Below are 24,049 nucleotides of genomic sequence, written 5' to 3' on the forward strand. Positions count from 1 at the left end.
AATGGCGGCCGAGCACCGGATCAATGCTGGCTTCATGCCGCTCTTCGACAGCGCTATCCTTGTCGCGGCGAAGGAAATCGGCTTCGCCCTGCGCGAAGGCATCGACCTGACGCTCAACCGGGAAACGTCCTGGGCCAACATCCGCGACCGCATCGCCATCGGCCATTTCGATCTGGCGCACATGCTGGGGCCGATGCCGATCGCCTGCAATCTGGGGCTGACACCGCTCGCCTCCGATACCGTCGTGCCGTTCTCGCTCGGCCTCGGCGGCAATTGCGTGACGGTTTCGAACGCGGTCTGGGTGGGCATGGCCGCGCACGGCGCCCAACCCGATCTCGATCCGGCGCGGGCCGGCAAGGCGTTGGGAGCGCTGATTCGTGAACGGGTGAATGCCGGCGGCGATCCGCTTCGCTTCGCCGTCGTCCATCCGCACTCCGGGCACAATTATGAATTGCGCTACTGGCTCGCCGCCTGTGGCATCGACCCGTCGCGTGAAATCGAGATCGTCATCGTGCCGCCCCCGTTCATGGCCGACGCACTCGCCGCCGGCAGGATCGACGGCTACTGCGTCGGCGAACCCTGGAACAGTGCCGCGGTCGTCGCCGGCACCGGCCGCATCGCCACGGTCAAGGCGGCCATCTGGAAGACCAGCCCCGAGAAAGTCGTCGGCGTGCGCAAGGCATGGGCGGAAAGAGAGCCGGAGGCGCTTTCGGCCCTGCTGCGCGCGCTGCATCATGCGGCGCGCTGGTGCCAGGATCCGGCAAACCGCGGCGAACTCGCGGCGCTGATGGCGCAGCCGGCCTTCCTCGGGCTTGAGCCGGCGCTGCAGATGCCGATCCTCAGCGGCCATCTTGCGCTCGGCGGCGGCGCCGAACTGAGCGTCGGCGACTTCTTTCTGCCCTTCAACAAGGCGGCGAACTTCCCGTGGAAGAGCCATGCGCTGTGGTTCTACACGCAGATGGTGCGCTGGGGGCATGTCGCGCACACGCCGGAAAACCTCGCTATTGCCCGCGACTGCTACCGCCCCGATCTCTACCGCTCGGCGTTGAAGCCGCTTGGCGTGGCGCTTCCCGGTGCCAATGCCAAGGTCGAGGGCGCGCTGAAGGCCGCGACTCCGGTCGGTTCGGCGGGGGCAAGCCTGGTGCTCGGTCCCGATGGTTTCTTCGATGGCCAGATCTTCGATCCCGACGAGATCGACGCCTACATTGCCGGCCAGAAATTGGCGCGCGCCGAAGTCTGATCATTTCGGCGCCATTCTTGTGCGCTGCACAAAAAATGTGCGTGCAACTGCGCTAATGAACAATCTTTGGCTTGCTCGCCCAGCGGGCCGGCGCGCCGACGATTTTGGCAAGTCGTTGATCTCATTGATGTTTGTCATCCATTCCGAAACTGGCACGGTTCCTGCGTTGCAATAGGCAGACTCTTCTCGGGTCACGGAATAGGCGTCCAATGGCGGGCGCTACAGGCAACGCTGCCGCTCAGGTCAACACGCGATCCCGGATGGACGGACGCGCGCGGCCTGGCCGGCGGCTTTTTTGTTTTGGTCGAACACGCAATCGACGGCGCCGATCCCAAGCCGCGCCCAACCGGAGATGACGATGACGAAAAGCAGCAATAGCCATTCCGCCCAAACGGCGATCAGCCGCCGCGATTTCCTGAGGATCAGCGCGGCCACCACGGCAACGCTGGCCGCGGCGCGTGCGCTGCTGCCCTCCGGCGCCTATGCGGCGCCCGCCGCGCCGGAAGTCACCGGCGCCAAGCTCGGCTTCATAGCGCTGACCGATGCGGCGCCGCTGATGATTGCCAAGGAGAAGGGCCTGTTCGAGAAATTCGGCATGCCCGACGTCGAGGTGCTCAAGCAGGCCTCCTGGGGGGCGACGCGCGATAATCTGGTGCTCGGCGGCGAAGCCAACGGCATTGACGGCGCCCATATCCTGACGCCGATGCCTTATCTGATGCACACCGGCAAGGTGACTCAAAACAAGCAGCCACTGCCGATGGCGATCGTGGCCCGGCTCAACTACGACTGCCAGGGCATTTCCGTCGCCCAGGAATATGCCGGCACCGGCGTCGGCCTCGACGCATCAAAGCTGAAGGACGCCTTCGCCGTCAAGAAGGCCGCAGGCAAGGAGGTGAAGGCCGCCATGACCTTTCCGGGCGGCACGCACGATCTTTGGCTGCGCTACTGGCTGGCCGCCGGCGGCATTGATCCCGACAAGGACGTCTCGACCATCGTCGTGCCGCCGCCGCAGATGGTCGCCAACATGAAGGTCGGCAACATGGACGTGTTCTGTGTCGGCGAGCCGTGGAACGAGCAGCTGGTTCACCAGGGCGTCGGCTTCACCGCCGCCACCACTGGCGAGCTGTGGAAGGGCCATCCGGAAAAGGCGCTCGGCCTGCGCGCCGCCTTCATCGACAAGTATCCGAACGCCACCAAGGCGATCCTGATGGCCGTCATGGAAGCCCAGCAATGGTGCGAAGCCAAGGAAAACAAGGACGAGATGGCCGCCATCATCGGCAAGCGGCAATGGATGAACGTGCCGACCGCCGACATCATCGGCCGCCTCAAGGGCGACATCAATTACGGCAATGGCCGCGTCGCCAACGGCACCGATCTCTACATGAAGTTCTGGCAGGGCGGCGTGTCCTATCCCTTCAAGAGCCACGACAGCTGGTTCCTCGCCGAAAATATTCGCTGGGGCAAGTTCGCGCCGACCACCGACATCAAAGCACTGGTCGGCCAAGTCAACCGTGAGGATCTGTGGCGCGAGGCGGCCAAGGATCTTGGTGTCGCCGCGGCCGATATTCCGGCGTCTACGTCGCGCGGCGTCGAGACCTTCTTCGACGGCAAGATCTTCGATCCGGAGAACCCGTCCGCCTATCTCGACAGCCTGAAGATCAAGGCATCGGCCTGAGCCTGACATAGATGCGCGGCAGGCGGTGGCAGCGCCGCCTGCCTTGCACCCGCCGCCAAGGAGTTTTTCGAGAAATGTCTATCCAAGCCATCGAGGACCGCAAGGTGAAGCCGTTCCCCGCACCGGCCAAGCCCGCCGAGGTCATCGCCTTGACCGCCAGGGCGCGGCGCCGCTTCGACCCGGCCGCGATCGCCGCCAAACTGGCCAGCACGCTGGTGCCGCCGGTCATCGTCATCACCATTATGCTCGTCGTCTGGCAGGTCGCCTGTTCGTCGCCCACAGCCAGCCTGCCACCGCCGAGCCAAGTGTGGAACGAGGCCTATGACCTGATCGCCCACCCGTTCTTCGACAATGGCTCGCAGGACATCGGACTCGCCTGGCGGGTGCTGATGTCGCTGCAGCGCGTCGCCATGGGCTTCGGCCTGGCAGCAATCGTCGGCGTCGCGCTCGGCGCGCTCGTCGGCCAGTCGATCTGGGCGATGCGCGGTCTCGATCCGGTCTTCCAGATCCTGCGCACGGTGCCGCCGCTCGCGTGGCTGCCGCTGTCGCTGGCGGCGTTCCGCGATTCCAGCCCGTCGGCGATCTTCGTCATCTTCATCACCTCGATCTGGCCCATCATCATCAACACCGCGGTCGGTGTCCGCAACATCCCCGAGGACTACCGCAACGTCGCCCGTATCCTCCGGCTCAATCAGTTCGAGTTCTTTGTGAAGATTATGGTGCCGGCGGCCGCGCCCTACATCTTCACGGGCTTGCGGATCGGCATCGGCCTGTCCTGGCTCGCCATCGTCGCCGCCGAAATGCTGACCGGCGGCGTCGGCATCGGCTTCTTCATCTGGGACGCGTGGAACTCGTCGCGCCTGCCCGACATCATTGTCGCGCTCGCCTATATCGGCGTCACCGGCTTTTGCCTCGACCGCCTGGTCGCGGCGGTCGGCGTCTTCGTCACCCGCGGCACAACGGCAAAGTGAGGAGAGGGACGATGACGGCCTATCTGAAACTCGACCACATCGACAAATCCTTCGCCCGCGGCAGCCAGGTCAGCGACGTGCTGAAGGACATCCGGCTGACCATCGACAAGGGCGAATTCGTCTCGATCATCGGCCATTCCGGCTGCGGCAAGTCGACCTTGCTCAACCTGATCGCCGGCCTGACCAAGGTCTCGGCCGGCGCCGTTCTGCTCGAAGACAAGGAGGTCGATAGTCCCGGCCCGGAACGCGCCGTGGTGTTCCAGAACCACAGCCTGCTGCCATGGCTCACCGTCTACGAAAACATCAATTTGGCAGTCACGAAGGTCTTTGGCCGGAGCAAGAGCCGGGCCGAGCGGCATGAATGGATCATGCGCAATCTCGATCTCGTGCAGATGGGGCATGCCAAGGACAAACGTCCGGCCGAGATTTCGGGCGGCATGAAGCAGCGCGTCGGCATCGCCCGGGCGCTGGCCATGGAGCCGAAGATCCTGCTGCTCGACGAGCCGTTCGGGGCGCTCGACGCGCTGACGCGCGCCCATCTTCAGGACGCGGTGATGGATATCCATTCGAGGCTCGGCTCGACGACGATCATGATCACCCATGATGTCGACGAGGCGGTGCTGTTGTCCGACCGCATCGTGATGATGACCAACGGCCCGGCGGCCACCATCGGCGAGGTTCTTGCCGTGCCGCTGGCCCGGCCGCGCCGGCGCATCGAGCTTTCCTCCGACCGCACCTTCCTGCGCTGCCGCGAGGCGGTGCTGAAATTCCTCTACGAACGCCACCGCTTCGTCGAAGCCGCGGAGTAAGGCCATAACGGGAAAACTCGTCATCATCATTGGCAATCTGCATCGGCAATGGGCAATCTACCGCATTGCACAAATATTATGCTGCTGTGCAAGGCATTTTGACTAATCTTTGATCCGCTGCCGAGCTTGGTCAAAAGTCGCGCGGCTGCGGTTCATATTGATTTCATTCGATTATTAAGAGCGCTGTCGAATTGGCACGCTTCCTGCTTTCCGAAATGTAGGGTCCGCAAGGGCCAAGTGAAACGGCGTCCAATGGCGGGCGCCACAGGCAAAGCTGCCGCTCAGGTCCACACGCGCTCCCGGAACCCGGACGCGAAGACCTGGCCGGCGGCTTTTTTGTTTTAACGCAATCGACGGCGCTGATCCAAGCGGCGTCCAACCGGAGACGACGATGACGAAACGGATCGGAACTGCCGCGTCCCTCGCGGACTTCACGCGCCGTGATTTTCTGGCCGTCAGCGCGCTGACGGCGGCGCTGTTCACCGCCGCGCTCCTCCTCTTTCCCGACGGCGCCAAGACTGACGGCAAGGGTCTCGAAGTGACCGCGCACAGCTCGGTTTCAACCAGTTCGCCGATGCTGCGCCGCTGACAGTCGCGAACGAACAGACAAGGGCGGTGCCTCCCACGCCGCAAACCGGAGCCAGAAAATGACCGCAAATCTCCCAGCCGCGCCCAGCCAGGACAGCGCTCCCCGGCAGGCGCTTGCCATGTCCACCATCGCCTTCACCGTCTGCTTCGCGGTGTGGACGATCTTTTCAATCATCGGCGTGCGCATAAAGCAGGAGCTGGGGCTGAACGAGACGGAGTTCGGCCTGCTCGTCGGCACGCCGATCCTCACCGGCTCGCTCGTGCGTATGGTGCTCGGTGTCTGGACCGACCGTTTTGGCGGACGGCTGGTATACACCGCGACCATGCTTGCGGCGGCGGTCGCGACCTTTCTGCTCGCTTTTGCGCACACCTACGGGCAGATGCTGGTCGCCGCACTAGGCGTTGGGCTCGCCGGCGGTTCCTTCGCCGTCGGTGTCGCCTATGTCTCGCGCTTCTTCCCGGCCGGCAAGCAGGGTACGGCGCTTGGCATTTTCGGTGTCGGCAATGTCGGCGCCGCGGTCACCAAGTTCCTGGCACCGTTCGTGCTTCTCTCCTGGGGCTGGCAGTCGGTCGCGCTGATCTGGGCGGCAGCACTCGTCGTCATGGCCGCCGTCTTCTGGTTCACGACTGGCGACGACCCGGTCATCCGCGAGCGCCGCGCCGGCAAGGCAGCGCCCAAGAGAAGCTTCTTGCAGGAATTCGCGCCGCTCAAGAACCTGCAGGTCTGGCGCTTCGCCTTCTATTATTTCTTCGCCTTCGGTGCATTCGTGGCGCTCTCGCTGTGGCTGCCCCGGTACCTGATCGGCGTCTACGGCTTCGGGCTTGCGACCGCCGGCATGATTGGCGCGGCCTATTCAATTCCGGCAAGTATTTTCCGCGCCTATGGCGGCGTGCTTTCCGACCGGATCGGCGCCCGCACCGTGCTCTACTGCACCTTCGCTGTCAGTGCCGTCGCGACTCTCGTTCTGTCTCTCCCCTCGGCAGACTACGTCGTGCGCGGTATCAGCGGGCCGATCGCCTTCCATTTCGAGATCGGCCCGCTCGCCTTCATAGCCGTTGCCTGTGTGCTCGGCTTCTTCATGAGCCTCGGCAAGGCCGCCGTCTACAAGCACATCCCGGCTTACTATCCGCAGAGTGTCGGCGCGGTCGGCGGCGTTGTCGGCATGATTGGCGGGCTCGGCGGCTTTATCCTGCCAATCGCCTTCGGCGTGCTCAACGACCTCACCGGCGTCTGGTCGAGCTGCTTCATGCTGCTCTTCGTCATCGTCGCCACCTGCTTTGCCTGGATGCATTTTTCCATCCGGCGGATGGAGCGCACGGCGTCTGACGAAGCTTCAGGCCTTTCCTACGCGGCTGAGTGAGAGCGGAGTGGATCAGGACATGACCGAGAAACTCGTCATCATCGGCAACGGCATGGCCCCCGGGCGCATGCTGGAGCATCTCCTGGAAAAGGCGCCTGGGCGCTACCAGGTCACCATCTTCAACGCCGAGCCGCGCGTGAACTACGACCGCATCATGCTGTCGCCGGTTCTGTCGGGAGAAAAGGCCTATGAGGAGATCATCATCCATGGCGACGGCTGGTACATCAAGCACGGCATCACCCTCTACAAGGGCCACAAGATCGTCGCCATCGACCGGCAGGCAAAGACCGTCACCTCCGATCATGGCGTGACCGAGCCTTATGACAAACTCGTCATCGCCACCGGCTCGGTGCCGTTTATCATTCCGGTGCCAGGCCATGACCTGCCGGGCGTGCTCACCTATCGCGATCTCGACGACGTCCGGGCGATGATGCTTGCCGCCCAGTCGCGGGCCAAGGCTGTCGTCATCGGCGGCGGCCTGCTCGGCCTGGAAGCGGCTGCGGGTCTGAACGCGCAGGGCATGGACGTCACCGTGCTGCACGTCATGCCGACGCTGATGGAGCGTCAGCTCGATCCGGCCGCCGGATATCTCCTGCAGCGCGCCGTCGAGCAGCGCGGCATCAAGGTCATCACCAAGGCCAACACCCAGGCGATCACCGGCAACGGCAAGGTCGAGCGGGTGGAGCTTGCCGACGGCACAGTCATTCCCGCAACGCTCGTCGTCATGGCGGTGGGCATCAGGCCGAATGCGGCGCTGGCGAAGGAAGCCGGCATTGCGGTCAATCGCGGCATCGTCGTCGACGCCGGCATGCGCAGCAACGATCCCGATATCTACGCAATCGGCGAATGCGCCGAGGTCAACGGCCAGGTCTACGGGCTGGTCGCGCCGCTCTACGAGATGGCGCGCGTCGCCGCCAGCCATCTGGCCGGCAATGAGGCGGCGGCTTTCGTCCACATGGACACGCCGACCAAGCTCAAGGTCACCGGCATCGAGCTGTTCTCGCTCGGCGACTTCGCCGAGGGCGATGACCGCCAGGAGATCGTGCTGCGCGATGCCGCGGCCGGCGTCTACAAGCGCCTGGTACTCAAGGACGACCGCATCATCGGCACCGTGCTCTATGGCGAGACGGCGGACGGCGCCTGGTTCAACGACCTCAAGAAAAAGCAGACCGACATATCCGAGATGCGCGATACGCTCATCTTCGGCCAGTCCTACCAGGGAGGCGCCCCCCTGGACCCTATGGCGGCCGTTGCAGCCTTGCCGGATGATGCGGAAATCTGCGGCTGCAACGGCGTATGTAAGGGAAAGATCACCGGCGCGATCACGGCCAGGGGCCTGACCTCGCTCGACGACGTGCGCGCCCACACCAAGGCGTCGGCCTCCTGCGGCTCCTGCACCGGGCTGGTCGAAAAGCTGATGGTGCTGACCATCGGCGACAAATACAACCCCGCGGCGGTCCAGCCGATGTGCAGCTGCACCGCGCTTGGCCATGACGAGGTCCGCCGGCTGATCAAGGCCAAGGGCTTGAAGACCATTCCCGCCGTCATGCAGGAACTGGAGTGGAAGACCTCCTGCGGCTGCGCCAAATGCCGGCCGGCGCTCAACTATTATCTCGTCTGCGACTGGCCCGACGAATACGCCGACGATTACCAGTCGCGCTTCATCAACGAGCGCGTCCACGCCAATATCCAAAAGGACGGCACCTATTCGGTAGTGCCGCGCATGTGGGGCGGCGTCACCAACGCCGCCGAATTGCGCGCCATCGCCGACGTCGTCGACAAGTTCGAGATCCCGATGGTCAAGGTCACCGGCGGCCAGCGCATCGACATGCTCGGCATCCGCAAGGAAGACCTGCCGGCGGTATGGGCCGATCTCGGCCAGGCTGGCTTCGTCTCCGGCCACGCCTATGCCAAAGGACTGCGCACGGTGAAGACCTGTGTCGGCTCGGACTGGTGCCGCTTCGGCACGCAGGATTCGACCGGCTTGGGCATCCGTATCGAAAAATTCATGTGGGGCTCGTGGACCCCGGCCAAGGTCAAGATGGCGGTGTCGGGCTGTCCGCGAAACTGTGCCGAGGCGACCTGCAAGGATGTCGGCGTGATCTGCGTCGATAGCGGCTACGAGATCCATTTCGCCGGCGCGGCCGGTCTCGACATCAAGGGCACCGAAGTGCTCGGCCAGGTCAAGACCGAGGACGAGGCGCTGGAGCATATCGTGGCGTTGACGCAGATGTATCGCGAGCAGGGCCGCTATCTCGAGCGTATCTACAAATGGGCCAAGCGCGTCGGCATAGCTGAGATCAAGCGTCAGATCATGGACGATGGCGAGAAGCGCAAAGCCTATTTCGACCGCTTCGTCTTTTCGCAGAAATTCGCCCAGGTCGACCCATGGTCGGAACGTGCTTCCGGCAAGGACAAGCATGAATTCCGGCCGATGGCTTCGGTCGGCTTTGCCCAGGCGGCGGAGTAGGCGCGTGTTCCCGAAAAGTGGAATGCGGTTTTCGGACAAGAACACGCGCAAAAGAGGAATAGCCACATGAACTGGGTATCGATAGGCACGCTCTCGGACATTCCGCGTCGCGGCGCGCGCTGCGTCGCCACGCCCGAAGGCAAGATCGCCGTCTTCCGCACGGCCGACGATCAAGTGTTCGCCATCGACGACCATTGCCCGCACAAAGGTGGGCCGCTCAGCCAGGGCATCGTCCATGGCACGGCGGTGACCTGTCCCTTGCACAATTGGGTGATCTCGCTGGAGACAGGCAAGGCGCTCGGCGCGGACGAGGGCGCGGTGCGCACCATTGCGGTGCGGATCGACGGCGAGCGGCTGTTCATTGCGCTGGAAGCGCTGGCCAACCGCGCGGCGTGAACCATGCAGATTGATGAAGCGCGCGAGGTGAGGACCACCTGCCCCTATTGCGGGGTGGGTTGCGGCGTGCTGGCGAAGGTCGCCGCGGACGATGAAATAACCGTTCGCGGCGACCCGGACCACCCGGCGAATTTCGGCCGGCTCTGCTCCAAAGGCTCGGCGCTGGCTGAGACCATCGACCTCGACGGCAGGTTGCTATACCCGGAGATCCACGGTCGCCGCACCGACTGGGACGAAGCGCTCGACCTTGTCGCTTCGACCTTCTCGCAAACCATTGCCGAACACGGCCCCGGTTCGGTCGCCTTTTATGTTTCCGGCCAGTTGCTGACCGAGGACTATTACGTCGCCAACAAGCTGATGAAAGGCTTTATCGGCTCGGCCAATATCGACACCAATTCGCGCCTGTGCATGGCCTCGTCGGTCGCCGGCCACCGCCGCGCCTTTGGCTCGGACACCGTTCCGGGAAATTACGAGGATCTGGAACTTGCCGACCTGATCGTGCTGGTCGGCTCCAATCTCGCCTGGTGCCATCCGGTACTCTACCAGCGCATTGCCGCCGCCCGGGAAAAGCGGCCCGAGATGAAGGTGGTGCTGATCGACCCTCGCCGCACCATGACCTCAGACATCGCCGACATGCATCTGGCGATCGCGCCCGACGGCGACGTCGCTTTGTTCACCGGGCTGCTCGCCTATCTCGGCCAGCACAACGCGCTGGACCGCACCTATATCACGGCGCACACGACCGGCTTCGGGCAAGCGCTTTTCGCCGCCTCGGCGCTCGATCTTGCCGGCATCGCGGCTGCCACGGGTCTCAGTGAGGACGAACTGGCCCGCTTCTACAGCCTGTTTGCCGCGACGGCGAAGACGGTGACCGTCTACAGCCAAGGCGTGAACCAGTCGTCTTCGGGCACCGACAAGGTCAACGCCATCATCAACTGCCATCTGGCCACCGGCCGGATAGGCCAGCCCGGCGCCGGGCCGTTCTCGGTGACCGGCCAGCCCAACGCCATGGGCGGCCGTGAGGTCGGCGGCATGGCCAACATGCTGGCCGCCCACATGGAAATCGAAAACCCCGAGCACCGCGAACGCGTGCAGCGCTTCTGGAATGCCCCAACCACCGCCGAAAAACCCGGCCTGAAAGCGGTCGAGATGTTCCAAGCGGTGGCCGACGGACGCATCAAGGCGCTGTGGATCATGGCTACCAACCCCGTCGATTCGATGCCGGACGCCGATGCCGTCGAGGCGGCGATCAAGGCCTGCCCGTTTCTCGTGGTCTCGGACGTGCTGGCCAAGACCGACACGGTCCGCCACGCCCATGTCCGGCTGCCGGCTACCGCATGGGGCGAAAAGGATGGCACCGTCACCAATTCGGAGCGCCGCATCTCGCGCCAGCGAGCCTTTTTGGCCACGCCCGGCGAGGCAAGAGCCGACTGGTGGATCATCGCTGAAGTCGCCAAGCGGATGGGCTTCGGCGAGGCTTTTTCGCATGTGTCGCCGGCCGACATCTTCGCCGAGCACGCGGCGTTGTCGACATTCGAGAATGACGGGGTACGCGATTTTGATATAGGCGCGTATGGCGATATCGGTGCAGAGGCCTATGAGGATCTTCTGCCGTTCCAATGGCCAGCGCCGGCCTCACCCTCCCCCTTGAGGGGAGGGTCGGCACGCGCGTTGAGCAAAGCGAAACAAGCGGGATGGGGTGGGATCGGTGGTGAAGTCTCGACCTCTCCGGGTCGCCCCACCGAGGTGGAGGCCGTCGCAGATGACCCTCTCTGGCCTGCCGGCCATCTCCCCCTCAAGGGGGGAGATCAGCCTGCTGCTCGGCTGTCGCCAGTCTCCCAGGTTGATGAGTGGGCGCAGCCGGCAAAGCCGCCAATCTCCCCCCTTGAGGGGGAGATGGCCGGCAGGCCAGAGGGGGGTGTTCAGGCTGGACATAGCTCAGCCAGCACCCGCTTCTTCGCCAACGGCAATTTCTACACGCCCGACGGCAAGGCGCGCTTCATTGCCATCCGCCCAGCCGCACAAACCCGCACCAACCCGGACTACCCGCTCGTCCTCAACACCGGGCGCGTCCGCGACCATTGGCACACCATGACGCGGACCGGCAAGAGCCCGCGTCTGTCGCAGCACATGGCCGAACCGTTCGTCGAAATCCACCCGGCGGATGCGCAGCACTATGGTATCGGCGATGCCGACATCGTGCGCGTCTCGACTGCCCATGGCGAGGTGCTGGTCCGCGCCCTGGTGACGGTGCGTCAACGCCAAGGCTCTGTATTCGTACCGATGCACTGGACCGATCAGATCTCCGCCCGCGCGCGTGTCGATGCACTGGTCCCGCCGACGACCGATGCGATTTCAGGTCAGCCGGCCTCGAAGAACGTTGCCGCCCGCATCCAGCGGTTCGCCGCCACTGCCTTCGGCTTCGCCATGCTTGCCGAACGGCCCGCATCGATCGACGCCGATTACTGGAGCCTCGCCCGCTGCCCCGCCGGCTGGCGGCTTGAAATTGCGCTGCAGGACAGCCGTGACTGGACCGGGTTTGCCGCCTCCCTGTTAGGCATGGAAGGCGAGACGCTCGCCTATCACGACATCGCCGGCGGGCACCATCGTTTCGCCCGTTTCGCGGGAACTCGGCTGGTCGGCGCGCTTTATCTTGCGCCTACCCCGGTAGCGGTGTCGCGCGGGTGGGCAGTCGAACAACTTGGTGCTGACCATGCCAATCGGCAGGCGCGGTTGGCGATTGTCGCCGGGCGGCCGGGCGGCAACAGCGTCGACCGCGGTGCCATCGTCTGCGCCTGTTTCGGGGTCGGTGCCAACCAGATCGCGGAAGCGGTACGCGGCGGCTGTACCAGCGTCGCGGCAATCGGCGCCGTCCTTCACGCCGGCACCAATTGCGGCTCTTGCCGCGCCGAGATCAAGACCATTATCGACGGGCGGCGTCTGCAAGCTGCGGAGTGATGCGCCGGGAACTCTGCCGTGCCGCTACATGATGCTTACTAGCAATTTACAAACCATGGGCTACCAACGCTCTGACTTCGATTCGCTCGGAACGGGAGCCTCATGAGCAAAGCCCTGACCTCATTCGCGCTTGCCGCCGCGCTGGCGGCCTTGCTGATGGCGCTCAGCCTGATGGTGGCCAGGCATGGCTATCCCTATGGCGCGATCGGCGCCAAGCGCTTGAGCGACATCGCCGATGCGGGGACGTTCATTCCGCTCGCGGCGATCTATTTTTTCAGCGCACTGCTGATGATGGTTCTGCCGATCAGGCTCGCTGGCATCGTCCTGACACATGCCGCCGATGCGATCTTCTGGACGGTCATCGTGTTGTTTGCGGTCTTCGTTGGATGTCTCGCCGCGAGATTTGCTTTTGGTCAGCGCGATGTGCTCTCCGCACTGCTGAACTGGCGGTTCCTGTTTGTCGCAGCCGTCGTCGGATGCCATCTGTTCATCAACGAGCTGCGCCGCAACATCTTGTTGAGAAGCCTGTTCTTCGTCGTCTTCGCCGCAGCGACACTGGCCTGCCTGTTTTGGTCCTTCACCGTCTGAGCATGTGCGACCCGTCGGGCAGACGGCCTAATTCTTGTCGACCGGCTTCGAACGCATTCGCGAAACGGTCTCACGCTCGGCCCGCTTCGAACGCATCGGCGGCAGGCCGCGGTCGACCAGGTCCATGTCTTCCAGCACCATGTCGCCCATCCGCTTGAAAGCGATGTCGAGCGCACCGGCCCGGTGGGCGGAGCGCAGGAACCCCGGCAATGTGCGGACCGGGTGATCCTGGGCAAGCGGCTCCTCAGGAAAAACATCGCTGGCGGCGACGATATGGCCGCTGCGGACGGCGTCCATCAGTGCCGGGAAATCGACCACGCCGGCTCGGCTGAGCAGGATGAAAGCGGCTCCCTTGCGCATCCTGGCAAACGCCTCGGCACCAAGGAAACCCTGGTTTTCGCTGGTCACCGAAGCGACGACGAAGATGAAATCGCTGTTCGACAGAACGTCGTCGAGAGAGGCCGGCTCGACGCCGTTTTCGATCAGGATCGACGGCGGCAGCCACGGGTCGAAGACTTTTGTCCGCGTGCGAAAGCCTGACAGCAGCCGGTTGAGCGCACGGCCAAGATCGCCGAAGCCGATAATGCCGACATCCGCGCCGGAAAGAAGCCGTGCCGTCCGGTTGCCGTCGCCGCCCCACAGCTCCTTGCCGTGACGAAATGCGAGATCGGCGTCGACGATGCCGCGGGCGAGGTTGAGCGCCATGGCAAGGCCGAGCTCGGCCACCGGTTCGGCAAACACCAGCCCGGTGGTGACGACATGGATGCCGCGCGAAAACAGCGTCTCGTAGGGCATGTTGTTGATGAGGTTGCTCTCGACATTGAAGATGCAGCGCAGCGCCTTCATTCTTTCCAGCGTCTCCGGCGCGATAGGTGGCTGGCCGACGATGTAGCGCGCCTCGGCAAGGATATCGGCCGGCAGCGCCGCCACCGCTTCGGGCGATATTTCGACGATGCGGTATTTCGATCGAAATTTCGCCAGCGCAGCCGGCGTGAAGATCAGGTCGAGCGTGCGCGGTTCGGGTGCGCTGATCACCAGCGGCAAGGCGCTGTCGGACATGATGATTTCCTCCCGTGCGATCCGCGTCGCACCACACTAGAATCGTCTTCCCCGCCCCGACACCTATCACATGCCTGTCGAGGAGGAGAAGTTTGCCTGCCTTCGGCCTTGCGGTGCGGCGGTCGGTGGTCCAGATAGACGGCGATCGAAGGACGACAAGGAAGACAGCGACATGATCCCGTTTCGAAAGAACCTCATCGATGGAGAGTGGGTAGGCGATGCCGGCTCCCGTAACATCAACCCGTCCAATCTCGACGACGTGGTCGGCGAATATGCATCGGGAGGCGCCGAGCACGCCCGGCAGGCCATCGCGGCGGCGAAAGCGGCATTTCCGGCATGGTCTCGATCGGGCCTGCTGGCACGCCATGCGGTGCTGAGGAAGGCGTCGGACGAGATCACCGCGCGGAAAGATGAAATAGGCCGGGCGTTGGCGCGCGAAGAAGGCAAGACGCTGGTCGAGGGCATCGGCGAGACTGTGCGGGCCGCCCAGATATTCGATTTTTTCGCCGGCGAGGCGTTGCGCCTGTCGGGCGAGCTGGTGCCGAGCGTGCGGCCCGGCGTCGGCGTCGAGATCACCCGCGAAGCGGTCGGCGTCGTCGGCATCATCACGCCGTGGAATTTCCCGATCGCCATTCCGGCTTGGAAAATCGCTCCGGCGCTGGCCTACGGCAACACCATCGTCTTCAAGCCGGCGGAACTCGTTCCGGAGAGCGCCTGGACCATTGTCGACATCCTGCACCGCGCCGGGCTGCCCAAGGGTGTGCTCAACCTGGTGATGGGCAAAGGTTCGGTGGTCGGCCAGGCGATGCTCGACAGTCCTGACCTCAACGCCATCACCTTCACCGGCTCGGTCGGCACCGGCAAGCGCGTCGCCGCCGCCAGCGTCGAGCACATGCGCAAGTTCCAGCTCGAAATGGGCGGCAAGAACCCGCTTGTGGTGCTCGACGATGCCGACCTTGCCGTCGCCGTCGACTGCGCCATCAACGGTGCCTACTTCTCGACCGGCCAGCGCTGCACGGCGTCGTCCCGCCTGGTGGTGACGGACGGCATCCACGACCGCTTCGTCGAGGCGCTCAAGGACCGCATGGCCAAGTTGGTCGTCGGCGACGCTCTCGATGCCAAGACGCAGATCGGGCCGGTTGTCGACCAGAGCCAGCTCAAACAGGACGAGGACTATATCGCCATCGGACGTCAGGAAGGTGCCAATCTCGCCTTCGGCGGCGAGCGGCTCGATCGCGAAACCCGCGGCTTCTATTTGCAGCCTGCGCTGTTCACCGAAACCACCAACGCCATGCGCATCTCGCGCGAGGAGATTTTCGGCCCGGTCGCCAACGTCATCCGCGTCAAGGATTATGACGAGGCGCTGGCGGTGGCCAACGACACGCCGTTCGGGCTGACGTCCGGCATCTGCACCTCGAGCCTCAAGCATGCCACGCACTTCAAGCGCAATTCGGAAGCCGGCATGGTCATGGTCAATCTGCCGACGGCCGGCGTCGACTTCCACGTGCCTTTCGGCGGGCGCAAGGGATCGAGCTACGGCCCGCGCGAGCAGGGCCGCTATGCCGCAGAGTTCTACACCACGGTGAAGACCGCTTACACGTTTGCCGGCTAAGAAAAGGCGGCAGACCAGCCAGGCAGCGAGCAAGTCGATGGCATCTGAGAATACGGACCTGACCTGGCTCAATCCGCCGCCGCACCACGCCTTCGGCAACAATACGGTGCATGTACGGACCGGTGAGGAGACCGACTTCTGGCGCGAGACGTTCTACGGCTTCTGGCGCGACAATGGCCATTTCCTCTATCGTGAGGTCGAGGGCGATTTCAGCGCCGAAGTCACCGTCAAGGGGCACTATGAGGTGCTTTACGATCAGGCCGGGCTTATGGTCCGCCTGAGCGAGACGCACTGGATCAAGGCCGGCATCGAATACACCGACGGGCTGATGTATTTTTCCGTCGTCGTCACCAACGATGCCTCCGACTGGTCGCTGGCCAGCATTCCGGCCGATCCGGACGGGGTCAGGATCCGCATGACCCGCCATGCCGAGACGATCCGCGTCCAGTATCGCGACCCATCTGACAAGCACTGGAAACCGGTGCGGCTTGCCTATTTCCCCCCGTCGAAAACGGTCGATGTCGGCATGATGTGCTGTTCGCCGCAGCGCGAGGGCTTCGAAGTGACATTCAGCGACTTTTCGATCGGCCCGCCGATCTCGCGGGAGCTTCACGACTGAGGCGCCGCGATCCGGTCGGGCGGTTTGCGTCCGGCCCCGCCTCAGTAGGTCGCCCGGCCGCCGGAGACGTCGAAGACGGCCGCCGTTGTGAACGAGCATTCCTCGGACGCGATCCAGCAGATCAGCGCCGCCACCTCCTCGACCTCGCCGAACCGCGCCATCGGTATTTTGGACAGCATGAAGTCGATGTGTTGCTGGCTCATCTGCTGGAAGATCGCGGTGCGCACGGCCGCCGGCGTGACGCAGTTCACCGTTACTTTGGTCTTGGCCAGTTCCTTGCCGAGCGATTTGGTCATGCCGATCACCGCCGCCTTGGAGGTGCTGTAGGCCGAGGCGTTCGGGTTACCTTCCTTGCCGGCAATCGAGGCGATGTTGATGATCCTGCCGTAATTGCGTTCGAGCATATGCGGGACCAGCGCCTTGTTGCAGAAGAAGACGCCGTTGATGTTGATGTCGGTGACCCGGCGCCAATCCTCCACCGAATACTCCCAGGTCGTCATGTTCGGCCCGGTGATGGCAGCACTGGTGACAAGGACATCGACCGCGCCAAGCGCTTCGATCGTCTCTCCGGCGGCGGCTTCGACCGCTATGGGGTCGGCGACGTCTAAGGTGACGCTGTGCAGGCCTGGAACAATGGCCTTGGCCTGCTCGATCTGGGCGGCATCGCGATCCCAGACCGAAACACGCCCGCCTTCGCCAGTGATCCTTTGCGCGACGGCCAGGCCGATGCCTGAGGCGCCGCCGGTGATAACAGCAGATCGTCCGGCAAATCGTCCCGCGAAACTCATCGGCATGTGGTCTTCCTCCCAATTGGCGGCGAATGTGAAGTCAACGGCGGACAAGTTCAAGCGCGGACTTGCAACCTCAGAACAGCTTATGATGGGCCAGCACCGGTCAATTGTACGGCACTGCCTTCTGGCCAAATCGTCTCGCCCGGTATGGAGAGAACGGCTGGAACGACGCGCCCGGTTGGCATCCGGGTGACAGGCGGCGCCGGATGGGTTATATTGCACTGCACAATGCGAGCGCCTGCAGGCGAGGCTCCCATCGATCCGACGAATCGGCCCACGAGCGGCCCATGAAATCGGCATTGAGCTGCAAGGACGGAAAACCGCTATCGAGATGAAGATTCCAAAATCTCTGTTGATCGATCCGGACAAGAACACGGTCTATGGCAGCTTTGCCGTTGCCGTCTCGATCTGGGTGTTTTCCTACTCGACCATTTTCGGCCAGGCCATGATCCTGGCCTACTATGCAGTCTGGCTACCGCTCATCCTGGTCGACTACCGCAAGATATTAAGGCACGCTTCCAGCGCCTGGCTTCCGCTGGCCTTTGCAACCTATGTCTGCTTCTCGGTGTTCTGGTCGGCGGCTCCCGGCACCACGGCAAGAACGGCCGTCCAATATTGCTCCCATATCGCCTGCGCCTACATTGCCGCGCGCACCGTCAGCGTCCGGACCTTGACCATAGGCGCCCTGATCGGGATTTTCGTCGTCCTGCTCTACTCGCTCAAGGTCGCGAGCTATTCCTACGACGTTCTCGATGGGACGTATAATTTCGTCGGCGCGTTCAGCTCCAAGAACCAGATCGGCTTTGTCGCATCGCTTGGCATCTATTTCTGCGTTGTCTACCTGGCCTTTCTCAGGCGCGGCCGGATAAGCTGTTTGTTGATCGTACCGATTGTCCTTCTATCGGGCTATCTGCTGGTGGTGTCGCATTCCGCCACTTCGATGGCATCTACCCCCGCGGTTCTCGCTCTGGTCGCCCTGCTTTCCATCGGCAAGCTGCTTTCGCTCCGCCATCGCCGGGTAATTTTCATAATCGGTGCGGGCGGGCTGGTCGCCTGCACCGTGATTGCGCTGAATCTCGGGCTGATGGACTTTGTCCTTGGCCTTTTCGGCAAGGATTCGACGCTCACCGGACGAACCTACCTCTGGCAACAGGGCTGGAATGCCGCGCAGCAATCGCCCATCCTCGGCGTCGGCTACGCGGCTTATTGGGTGCAGGGCTTCTCCGAGGCCGAGCGGCTGTGGAACGAATTCTATATCGCCGCGCGAAGCGGCTTCCACTTCCACAACACCTACATCGAGACCTTGGTGGAACTCGGCTTCGTCGGCGCGACACTGCTTTCGCTGATCATCCTGCGCACGCTCTGGGGTCACGTCTCGGCGCTGATATTCAGGACATGGCAAGCCGACTCCGTGATTCTTGCCGGCGTCATGGTGCTTCTGTTCATCCGATCCTTCGTCGAGGTCGAGACCCTCAATCCCTACATCATGGGATCGTTCCTGCTGTACTACAGCTACTTCAAGCTGGTGAGGGTGCCGGCCGTCGCTCCTTCCCGGTGGAGCGCCGTGAACCATCTCGAGGAACCGGACGCCGTGCGAGGCTAGAGCGGGCGGATCCAGGCGGTTCGTTGCCCGAAGGCCGCCTTGTTTTCTGATCCATAAGATCCCAAACGCAAAAACCCCGCAGACCGCTGCCTGCGGGGTTGGTGCTTTGCTCCGGTGGAAAGAAGCTACTGGATGGCCATGGGCGCCGGTTTGACCTTGATCACGTCCCCTGGCAGCACCGGCGTGTCTTCATCGGCGGTGATTTCGCTGGTCTTGCCGTCGACCACCCGCACCAGGGAAAATGACAAGGCCGCTGGTTCGTTGTTGCCGTAGAATTGCGGCATGGGGCTGCCCGACAAGGCTTCGGACATCAAGGCCTTTTCCATATTCAGCTTCAGCGTCGCCTCGTTGAGATCGGCTTCCGTCTGTTGCCGGTCGGTCGCGAGGCTGGAGTTCTGGGTGTTCTCGAGATCGATGGCGTCCTGGGTGGCCTTGCTGATCGACTGCTTGGCCGTGAGAATCGCCGTTTCGTAATCCAGGATCTGGCCCTCGAGGTCGGCGATGGTTTGCTGCGAGTTCAAAACCCGCGTGTTGACGACCAGGCCCTTTTGCGCCAGCGAGCCGATGCCGTTGAGCTGCTCCTTCGCCAGATCAACCTGCTTCTGCTGGTTGACGATCTTTTTCTGCAGCGAATCGATCTCGCTCTGCAGCAGCGCCTTCAAATCGTCGAGCGCCTGCAAGCGCAGCTTGAGTTTCTTCTGGTCGGCCGCCAGGATCGCCGTCTCATCGGCAACGATGCTGGGCAGCTTCGGATCGTCGGCCACCTCTTTCGGCACCGCGAATGTCGGCTTGTCCGCCAGTTCCGCTTCGATGCGGGCGCGCTTGACGGTCAGCCTGACCAATTGGTCTTGTAGTACGTCGAAATTGCCCTTGGCATTGATCAGGTCGCGGTCGTAGCGCTGTCCGCTCTCCGGGTTCCGCCGGGCTCCGCCGGCAATGCTCATCGCTTTCAGCACGGACAACCCAGGCACACAAGGATACTGGCCGGGCGATTGCACCTCGCCAGAGATGTAGAATGGCCGGTACTGCGCCATTTCGACGGAAGCCTCCGGCTTGTCGGCCAGAGCGAGCTTGCGCTGCAGCGCCTCGCCGAGCGATGCCGCGATCTCCGAAGTCGTCTTGCCGGATGCGGGCATCTCGCCGACGAAGGGAACCGACAAGGTTCCAGCGGGGCCGACCGTGTATTCTCCATTGATGGCCGACCAGTCACGGAACGTGCCTTCGACGGTCTGCCATTCCGCCACGCGGATGGTCAGCTTGTCCTGTGCTCCAAGCCGATAGTCGTCGGCGAAGGCAAACTGTGGCAAGGCTAGCGACAGGGTCAGGCCGGTCGCCATTGTAAGGCAAGTCGTCAAAAGCCGTACTCGCCGCATGCGTCTGGAGAGAATGCCGGTGCAAAAGATATCGATTATATCTGCTTTCAACTGAGCGTTTCCGATCTGGTTTGCCCCGCCCGATGAGCTGCCGATGCCTGAGTTAGGGGCCTGAGTTCCGGGCCCGAATTCTGGACAGCCGCTCCTCGATGCACGGCCAGCAAGCGGCCGTCAGTAGCAGCCTCGCGACATCCAGACCGCAGGTACGGTCTTGATGATGATGCGAATGTCTTCGAACATCGACCAGTTCTCGACATAGTGCCTGTCGAATGCGACGCGGCTGTCATACGAAACATCGTTGCGTCCGCTGACCTGCCAGAGCCCGGTGAGGCCGGGGCGCGATTTCAGGTAATAGACGGCCGAATTGCCATATATCTCCAGCTCATCGCGCACCACGGGACGAGGCCCGACCAGGCTCATATCCCCCTGCAGGATGTTGATGATCTGCGGCAACTCATCGAGGCTGAGCTTCCTCAGCACCGCTCCGACGCGCGTGATCCGCGGGTCGTTCTTCAACTTGCGGGTCGCTATCCATTCGGCGTTGGCCTCCGGATTCGCGGCGAGATAGGCAGCAAGCACCCGCTCGCCGTCTGCAACCATGGTGCGGAACTTGAGGCACGGAAAAATCCGTCCTCCGCGGCCGATTCGGCTGTGACCATAGAAAATCGGCCCGCCATCGGAAAACCTGACAAGCAGCGCTATCATTACGAACAGCGGGCTGAGAGTGACCAGGCCGATCAGCGAACCGACAATATCGAAGCTGCGTTTGAGCAGGCCGCCAATCGGCGGCGGAAAATCGACGCCGGCCTGCGAAAAATCCGCATCGGCCGGCTTGGCTACGTCCCTCATGCGTAAACTCCATACGTTGAACGGATGGTTTACCGCACGATACCAAAAAAATGTTGCAGCGCAACACACAATTTCTCAGACGGCTGTAATAGTCGCGTCATGAACTGACTAAATAATAAACTCGTCCTGCACAAAATTTCCCATTTATGTCGCAAAAGAGACAGATTATGGGCAATTTTGGAAAAGCTAGTCCAATTTTTGGGCTGATTTTAGGCGAATCGCTCTTTATACCCTCCTGTGGAGCTTTGCCGTCATTTAGAATTTCAAGATAATGACTGATGTTATGATAAAATACTATTCAATATTATGAATCATACTGGAGCGAGTCGATATCCGGCAATCAGTGGTGATGCCGACGTGTGCGTTGCACCATGGCGGAGTCGATCCCGAGGATTCGTTTAAAATTTATTCCGCAGCTGCCCTTGCCGCCTATTGCGCGGCTCAATAGAGTTGCAAATTGTTTCTGTCGGACTATGGACAGATTGGGCTAGGCCGGAAGCAACCGGCCAGAAGCGGGCAACCTAAATAAGCTCGCAGAGTTTAAGGGAGGTGCTCGGGGTGGGCTTGTCGACATTTTTTCCCGAGCCGGTTGATGGGCTATCGGGTATGTCACTGCCAAAGTTCATTATCGGAATGTGTTTTGCGCTGGCGATCGTGATCGTCTGGTCCTATTTGGGCGGCGCCTCGCTCGGTACGACGCTGTTTCGTGTCATCGGCTGCGCTATAGTCATCCAACTGGGTTATTTTCTGCTGGTCTTTGCCATGGTTGCCAGAAATGCCCCGACCCCGGCCGACAAAATCCGCGACGCTGAACGAAAGCTGAGTTCGAACGAAGCGGCCGAAGGCGAGAAACTCAGCGCCAGGAGAGGCCTTCACTGATTTCGGGCCTGGTCGCGGTCTGCGATGTCCATGTGACCTGTGGTTAAGCTCGCCGGTCCTCTGACGAATTGCTCGCCTCAAACGACACCGGCAGTCGGCATTCCTGCTCTTTCAATTCCTTGACACTGCGGGCCTCGACGCGCTCGCTCCGCCCCGCCGCCGTCCGGTCGGCGAGGATCAGCAACTGGTTTCTGCCAGTCGAGCGCTCTGATGGAGCGTGTAGGAACGGCTCTGCCAAGCGGCGCATTTCTGGAGCCATCCCGATTGAGGCTCGCCGCCTGCCCAACCGGGCCATGACACCCAGCAAAATGAAAAACTGGACGGCGCCGATGATTTTGGCGATGCTTGCTTCGCACTTGCAGCATAGGCGTTTGGGCCGATGCATTTCAGAATGGGCGGTGGGGCATTGAGCGGACGGGGCGAGGAAATCCGCAACGACTTCTGCAATCGAGAGGCATGTTCATGACATCATTCCAGGTCTGCGTGATCATCGCCGCCCGCAATGCGGCGCGGACAATCCCGGCTGCCATTGCATCGGCATTACGCGAGCCTGAGGTTGCGGAAGTTGTCGTCGTCGACGACGCGTCTACCGACGATACCGCGAAAGTCGCCCACGCGGCCGGCGACGGCACGGGCCGCCTTTCCGTCATCCGCTTCGACGTCAATCGCGGCCCATCGTTTGCACGCAACGCCGCGATAGCCGGTTCCAGGTCGCCGTTCATCAGCATTCTGGACGCTGATGATTTCTTTTTCGAAGGCAGGTTTCACAGACTGTTCGCCAGCACCGATTGGGATTTCGCCGCAGACAACATCATGCTTGTCAGGGATGACGCGGCAACCGACGTTTCGAAAATCGTTGCTCCACCGTTCTCGCCCGAGCCGGAATTCCTCGATTTCGAGGGTTTCATCGACGCCAACATCTCCAGGCGCCGTGTGCAACGCGGGGAACTGGGCTTCCTCAAGCCGGTGATCAGCCGCGCCTTTCTCGATCGGCATGGGCTGCGCTACGACGAGAAGCTGCGCCTGGGTGAAGACTATGAACTCTATGCGCGCGCGGTTGCCCATGGCGCGCGCTTCAAGGTCATCAAATCCTGTGGCTACGGCGCGATCGTGCGCGCCGATTCGCTGAGCGGACGGCACAAGACCCAGGACCTGAAGCATCTGGCCGATGCCGACCTGGCGCTGCTTGCGATCGACAGTTTGCCGGAGGCATCGAAGGCTGCGCTGAGAAGGCACGAGCGGCACATCCGCGACAAATACCGGTTGCGGAAGTTTTTAGACGTGAAGGCTGAGCGTGGGCTGGCGCCGGCCGCGGCCTACGCCTTGGCCGGCTCGTCCAACCTCACAGCCGTCGTCCGCGGCGTCGCCTCCGATAAGCTGGATGCGCTGTTTCGCCGCGCCGGCCTCGCCGCGAAGCGTCAGCATGTGCCGCCGCTGCGCTTCCTCATGGCCGGAACCAGCACGGCCAGCGAAAGCTAGGCCCGTCAACGTGCGACGGCGGTAGCTACTCCCTTACCCTTCGGTCGGCTCGGACCGTTTCAACGAGATTCATGAGTTTACGATCTAGGTGGTTGCCTATCCGCGCAGGGAATGGCAATCTATGTTGCGGTGCAGCAATTTTGGACGGCCAACCGAACTGGCCCGAGACATACCCTGTCGGAGGAGCTGGACGATGCAAGAAATGTCTGTTGAATGTGGACGCGCACTAAGGCCGTTCACCAGCTCGACGATGATGGGGCGCTGACTGCATGGCCTCGATCTTTCGCTTCCGATCGAGAGATCCGGCGCGCGACACGCAGACCGACACCTCGCGCCTCGATCGGTTGGCAAAGCTGCTGGACCAGATCTCGGCCGAAGTCGAGGCGGAGAAGAGCGGCCTTGAGAACCGCTACAGGACGACGGCTACCAATGCCGCCTTTCTGGTCGAGGCCATGGAGAACGGAGCGGTCTCCTCTCGCAGGTCTTCCGAAGTCGGCGAACTGACCAGGTCGATTCTGAATTGCGAGCGGCGCATCGCAGCGCTGTCGCGCCAGATGCAGATGATGAAGGATCTCCGTCATTCGCTGGATGAAATCTTCGACGAGAAGCGGCAGAACGGTCCCGACATAAGGACCGATGTTGTGAAGCCCGCCGATTCCGGCACAGGCTGAGCGAACACCCCGGGTCGGCGCAATGGTTTTAGGCACAACACGGAGCTTGGGAGCGACA

Annotated in this window: 21 protein-coding genes; 16 read left to right on the forward strand and 5 right to left on the reverse strand. The window is 62.6% G+C overall.

All coding sequences use genetic code 11. The features are described from left to right. Position 1: 1 nt before the first annotated feature. On the forward strand, positions 2–1,240 hold the full coding sequence (locus NKH16_RS07710; protein ID WP_352898909.1) for a CmpA/NrtA family ABC transporter substrate-binding protein: 1,239 nt from the start codon (positions 2–4) through the stop codon (positions 1,238–1,240). 243 nt (positions 1,241–1,483) lie between these two features. Here the strand turns inward: NKH16_RS07710 and NKH16_RS07715 are convergent, their stop codons facing one another. Beyond that, on the reverse strand, positions 1,484–1,615 hold the full coding sequence (locus tag NKH16_RS07715; protein ID WP_352747178.1) for a hypothetical protein: 132 nt from the start codon (positions 1,613–1,615) through the stop codon (positions 1,484–1,486). Here NKH16_RS07715 and NKH16_RS07720 point away from each other — a divergent pair. The 9 genes from NKH16_RS07720 to NKH16_RS07760 all read left to right on the forward strand — a co-directional run bounded on the left by NKH16_RS07720 (position 1,599) and on the right by NKH16_RS07760 (position 13,056). Next, entirely contained in the window at positions 1,599–2,915 is a 1,317-nt protein-coding gene (locus NKH16_RS07720; RefSeq protein ID WP_352747181.1) for a CmpA/NrtA family ABC transporter substrate-binding protein, read from the forward strand. The genes NKH16_RS07715 and NKH16_RS07720 overlap by 17 nt on opposite strands. Before the next feature lie 74 nt (positions 2,916–2,989). Continuing rightward, on the forward strand, positions 2,990–3,886 hold the full coding sequence (ntrB, locus tag NKH16_RS07725) for a nitrate ABC transporter permease (RefSeq protein WP_352747183.1): 897 nt from the start codon (positions 2,990–2,992) through the stop codon (positions 3,884–3,886). Positions 3,887–3,897: 11 nt separating this feature from the next. Then, positions 3,898–4,695 carry an ABC transporter ATP-binding protein gene (locus NKH16_RS07730; RefSeq protein ID WP_352448436.1) on the forward strand — a complete coding sequence of 266 codons (798 nt, stop codon included), beginning with the start codon at positions 3,898–3,900 and terminating at the stop codon, positions 4,693–4,695. 391 nt (positions 4,696–5,086) lie between these two features. Continuing rightward, positions 5,087–5,284, forward strand: coding sequence for a twin-arginine translocation signal domain-containing protein (locus NKH16_RS07735; RefSeq protein ID WP_352448437.1), 198 nt, complete (start codon positions 5,087–5,089; stop codon positions 5,282–5,284). 58 nt (positions 5,285–5,342) lie between these two features. After that, positions 5,343–6,644: an MFS transporter gene (locus NKH16_RS07740; protein WP_352448438.1), complete on the forward strand. Its 1,302-nt coding sequence runs from the start codon at positions 5,343–5,345 to the stop codon at positions 6,642–6,644. Positions 6,645–6,663: 19 nt separating this feature from the next. Then, positions 6,664–9,114 (forward strand): nitrite reductase large subunit NirB, encoded by a 2,451-nt coding sequence (gene nirB, locus NKH16_RS07745; RefSeq protein ID WP_352448439.1) that lies wholly within the window; start codon positions 6,664–6,666, stop codon positions 9,112–9,114. 66 nt (positions 9,115–9,180) lie between these two features. Then, entirely contained in the window at positions 9,181–9,510 is a 330-nt protein-coding gene (gene nirD, locus NKH16_RS07750; protein WP_352743030.1) for a nitrite reductase small subunit NirD, read from the forward strand. 3 nt (positions 9,511–9,513) lie between these two features. Next, positions 9,514–12,468: a nitrate reductase gene (locus tag NKH16_RS07755; protein WP_352743031.1), complete on the forward strand. Its 2,955-nt coding sequence runs from the start codon at positions 9,514–9,516 to the stop codon at positions 12,466–12,468. A 102-nt stretch (positions 12,469–12,570) separates the two neighbouring features. Continuing rightward, positions 12,571–13,056, forward strand: a complete 486-nt coding sequence (locus NKH16_RS07760; protein ID WP_352743033.1) for a hypothetical protein — start codon at positions 12,571–12,573, stop codon at positions 13,054–13,056. 27 nt (positions 13,057–13,083) lie between these two features. Here NKH16_RS07760 and NKH16_RS07765 read toward each other — a convergent pair whose 3' ends face one another. Then, on the reverse strand, positions 13,084–14,115 hold the full coding sequence (locus NKH16_RS07765) for a hydroxyacid dehydrogenase (RefSeq protein ID WP_352743035.1): 1,032 nt from the start codon (positions 14,113–14,115) through the stop codon (positions 13,084–13,086). Between the two features lie 175 nt (positions 14,116–14,290). Here NKH16_RS07765 and NKH16_RS07770 point away from each other — a divergent pair, with 175 nt between their 5' ends. Next, complete coding sequence (locus NKH16_RS07770; RefSeq protein WP_352899040.1) at positions 14,291–15,727, forward strand: aldehyde dehydrogenase family protein; 1,437 nt, start codon at positions 14,291–14,293, stop codon at positions 15,725–15,727. 37 nt (positions 15,728–15,764) lie between these two features. Next, positions 15,765–16,346, forward strand: coding sequence for a DUF1349 domain-containing protein (locus tag NKH16_RS07775; protein WP_352448444.1), 582 nt, complete (start codon positions 15,765–15,767; stop codon positions 16,344–16,346). A 41-nt stretch (positions 16,347–16,387) separates the two neighbouring features. Here the strand turns inward: NKH16_RS07775 and NKH16_RS07780 are convergent, their stop codons facing one another. Beyond that, on the reverse strand, positions 16,388–17,140 hold the full coding sequence (locus NKH16_RS07780) for an SDR family NAD(P)-dependent oxidoreductase (RefSeq protein WP_352448445.1): 753 nt from the start codon (positions 17,138–17,140) through the stop codon (positions 16,388–16,390). Between the two features lie 328 nt (positions 17,141–17,468). Here NKH16_RS07780 and NKH16_RS07785 point away from each other — a divergent pair, with 328 nt between their 5' ends. Continuing rightward, complete coding sequence (locus NKH16_RS07785) at positions 17,469–18,740, forward strand: O-antigen ligase family protein (RefSeq protein ID WP_352898917.1); 1,272 nt, start codon at positions 17,469–17,471, stop codon at positions 18,738–18,740. A 125-nt stretch (positions 18,741–18,865) separates the two neighbouring features. Here the strand turns inward: NKH16_RS07785 and NKH16_RS07790 are convergent, their stop codons facing one another. Both NKH16_RS07790 and NKH16_RS07795 read right to left on the reverse strand, forming a co-directional pair. Beyond that, positions 18,866–20,077: a polysaccharide biosynthesis/export family protein gene (locus tag NKH16_RS07790; protein ID WP_352448673.1), complete on the reverse strand. Its 1,212-nt coding sequence runs from the start codon at positions 20,075–20,077 to the stop codon at positions 18,866–18,868. A gap of 207 nt (positions 20,078–20,284) precedes the next feature. Further along, positions 20,285–20,962 (reverse strand): sugar transferase, encoded by a 678-nt coding sequence (locus tag NKH16_RS07795; protein WP_352898919.1) that lies wholly within the window; start codon positions 20,960–20,962, stop codon positions 20,285–20,287. 558 nt (positions 20,963–21,520) lie between these two features. On the opposite strand from NKH16_RS07795, the gene NKH16_RS07800 reads away from it, so the two are divergent. From NKH16_RS07800 to NKH16_RS07810, 3 genes are all read left to right on the forward strand, one after another. Beyond that, positions 21,521–21,841, forward strand: a complete 321-nt coding sequence (locus NKH16_RS07800) for an exopolysaccharide production repressor protein (protein ID WP_352454700.1) — start codon at positions 21,521–21,523, stop codon at positions 21,839–21,841. A gap of 456 nt (positions 21,842–22,297) precedes the next feature. After that, on the forward strand, positions 22,298–23,320 hold the full coding sequence (locus NKH16_RS07805; RefSeq protein ID WP_352448449.1) for a glycosyltransferase family 2 protein: 1,023 nt from the start codon (positions 22,298–22,300) through the stop codon (positions 23,318–23,320). A 269-nt stretch (positions 23,321–23,589) separates the two neighbouring features. Beyond that, positions 23,590–23,991, forward strand: a complete 402-nt coding sequence (locus NKH16_RS07810) for a hypothetical protein (protein WP_352743037.1) — start codon at positions 23,590–23,592, stop codon at positions 23,989–23,991. Positions 23,992–24,049: the final 58 nt, after the last annotated feature.

Source organism: Mesorhizobium sp. M1307 (assembly GCF_040318155.1).
GTDB lineage: Bacteria > Pseudomonadota > Alphaproteobacteria > Rhizobiales > Rhizobiaceae > Mesorhizobium.

Excerpts from the sequence above, each read along its gene's own strand:
- NKH16_RS07785 (WP_352898917.1), top strand. The coding sequence starts at position 17,469 with ATGAAGATTCCAAAATCTCTGTTGATCGATCCGGACAAGAACACGGTC.
- NKH16_RS07730 (WP_352448436.1), top strand. The coding sequence starts at position 3,898 with ATGACGGCCTATCTGAAACTCGACCACATCGACAAATCCTTCGCCCGC.
- NKH16_RS07710 (WP_352898909.1), top strand. The coding sequence starts at position 2 with ATGGCGGCCGAGCACCGGATCAATGCTGGCTTCATGCCGCTCTTCGAC.
- NKH16_RS07805 (WP_352448449.1), top strand. The coding sequence starts at position 22,298 with ATGTTCATGACATCATTCCAGGTCTGCGTGATCATCGCCGCCCGCAAT.
- NKH16_RS07775 (WP_352448444.1), top strand. The coding sequence starts at position 15,765 with ATGGCATCTGAGAATACGGACCTGACCTGGCTCAATCCGCCGCCGCAC.
- NKH16_RS07740 (WP_352448438.1), top strand. The coding sequence starts at position 5,343 with ATGACCGCAAATCTCCCAGCCGCGCCCAGCCAGGACAGCGCTCCCCGG.
- NKH16_RS07795 (WP_352898919.1), bottom strand. The coding sequence starts at position 20,962 with ATGAGGGACGTAGCCAAGCCGGCCGATGCGGATTTTTCGCAGGCCGGC.
- NKH16_RS07810 (WP_352743037.1), top strand. The coding sequence starts at position 23,590 with ATGGCCTCGATCTTTCGCTTCCGATCGAGAGATCCGGCGCGCGACACG.
- NKH16_RS07735 (WP_352448437.1), top strand. The coding sequence starts at position 5,087 with ATGACGAAACGGATCGGAACTGCCGCGTCCCTCGCGGACTTCACGCGC.
- NKH16_RS07755 (WP_352743031.1), top strand. The coding sequence starts at position 9,514 with ATGCAGATTGATGAAGCGCGCGAGGTGAGGACCACCTGCCCCTATTGC.
- nirB (WP_352448439.1), top strand. The coding sequence starts at position 6,664 with ATGACCGAGAAACTCGTCATCATCGGCAACGGCATGGCCCCCGGGCGC.
- NKH16_RS07780 (WP_352448445.1), bottom strand. The coding sequence starts at position 17,140 with ATGCCGATGAGTTTCGCGGGACGATTTGCCGGACGATCTGCTGTTATC.
- NKH16_RS07760 (WP_352743033.1), top strand. The coding sequence starts at position 12,571 with ATGAGCAAAGCCCTGACCTCATTCGCGCTTGCCGCCGCGCTGGCGGCC.
- NKH16_RS07765 (WP_352743035.1), bottom strand. The coding sequence starts at position 14,115 with ATGTCCGACAGCGCCTTGCCGCTGGTGATCAGCGCACCCGAACCGCGC.
- ntrB (WP_352747183.1), top strand. The coding sequence starts at position 2,990 with ATGTCTATCCAAGCCATCGAGGACCGCAAGGTGAAGCCGTTCCCCGCA.
- NKH16_RS07790 (WP_352448673.1), bottom strand. The coding sequence starts at position 20,077 with ATGGCGACCGGCCTGACCCTGTCGCTAGCCTTGCCACAGTTTGCCTTC.
- NKH16_RS07720 (WP_352747181.1), top strand. The coding sequence starts at position 1,599 with ATGACGAAAAGCAGCAATAGCCATTCCGCCCAAACGGCGATCAGCCGC.
- nirD (WP_352743030.1), top strand. The coding sequence starts at position 9,181 with ATGAACTGGGTATCGATAGGCACGCTCTCGGACATTCCGCGTCGCGGC.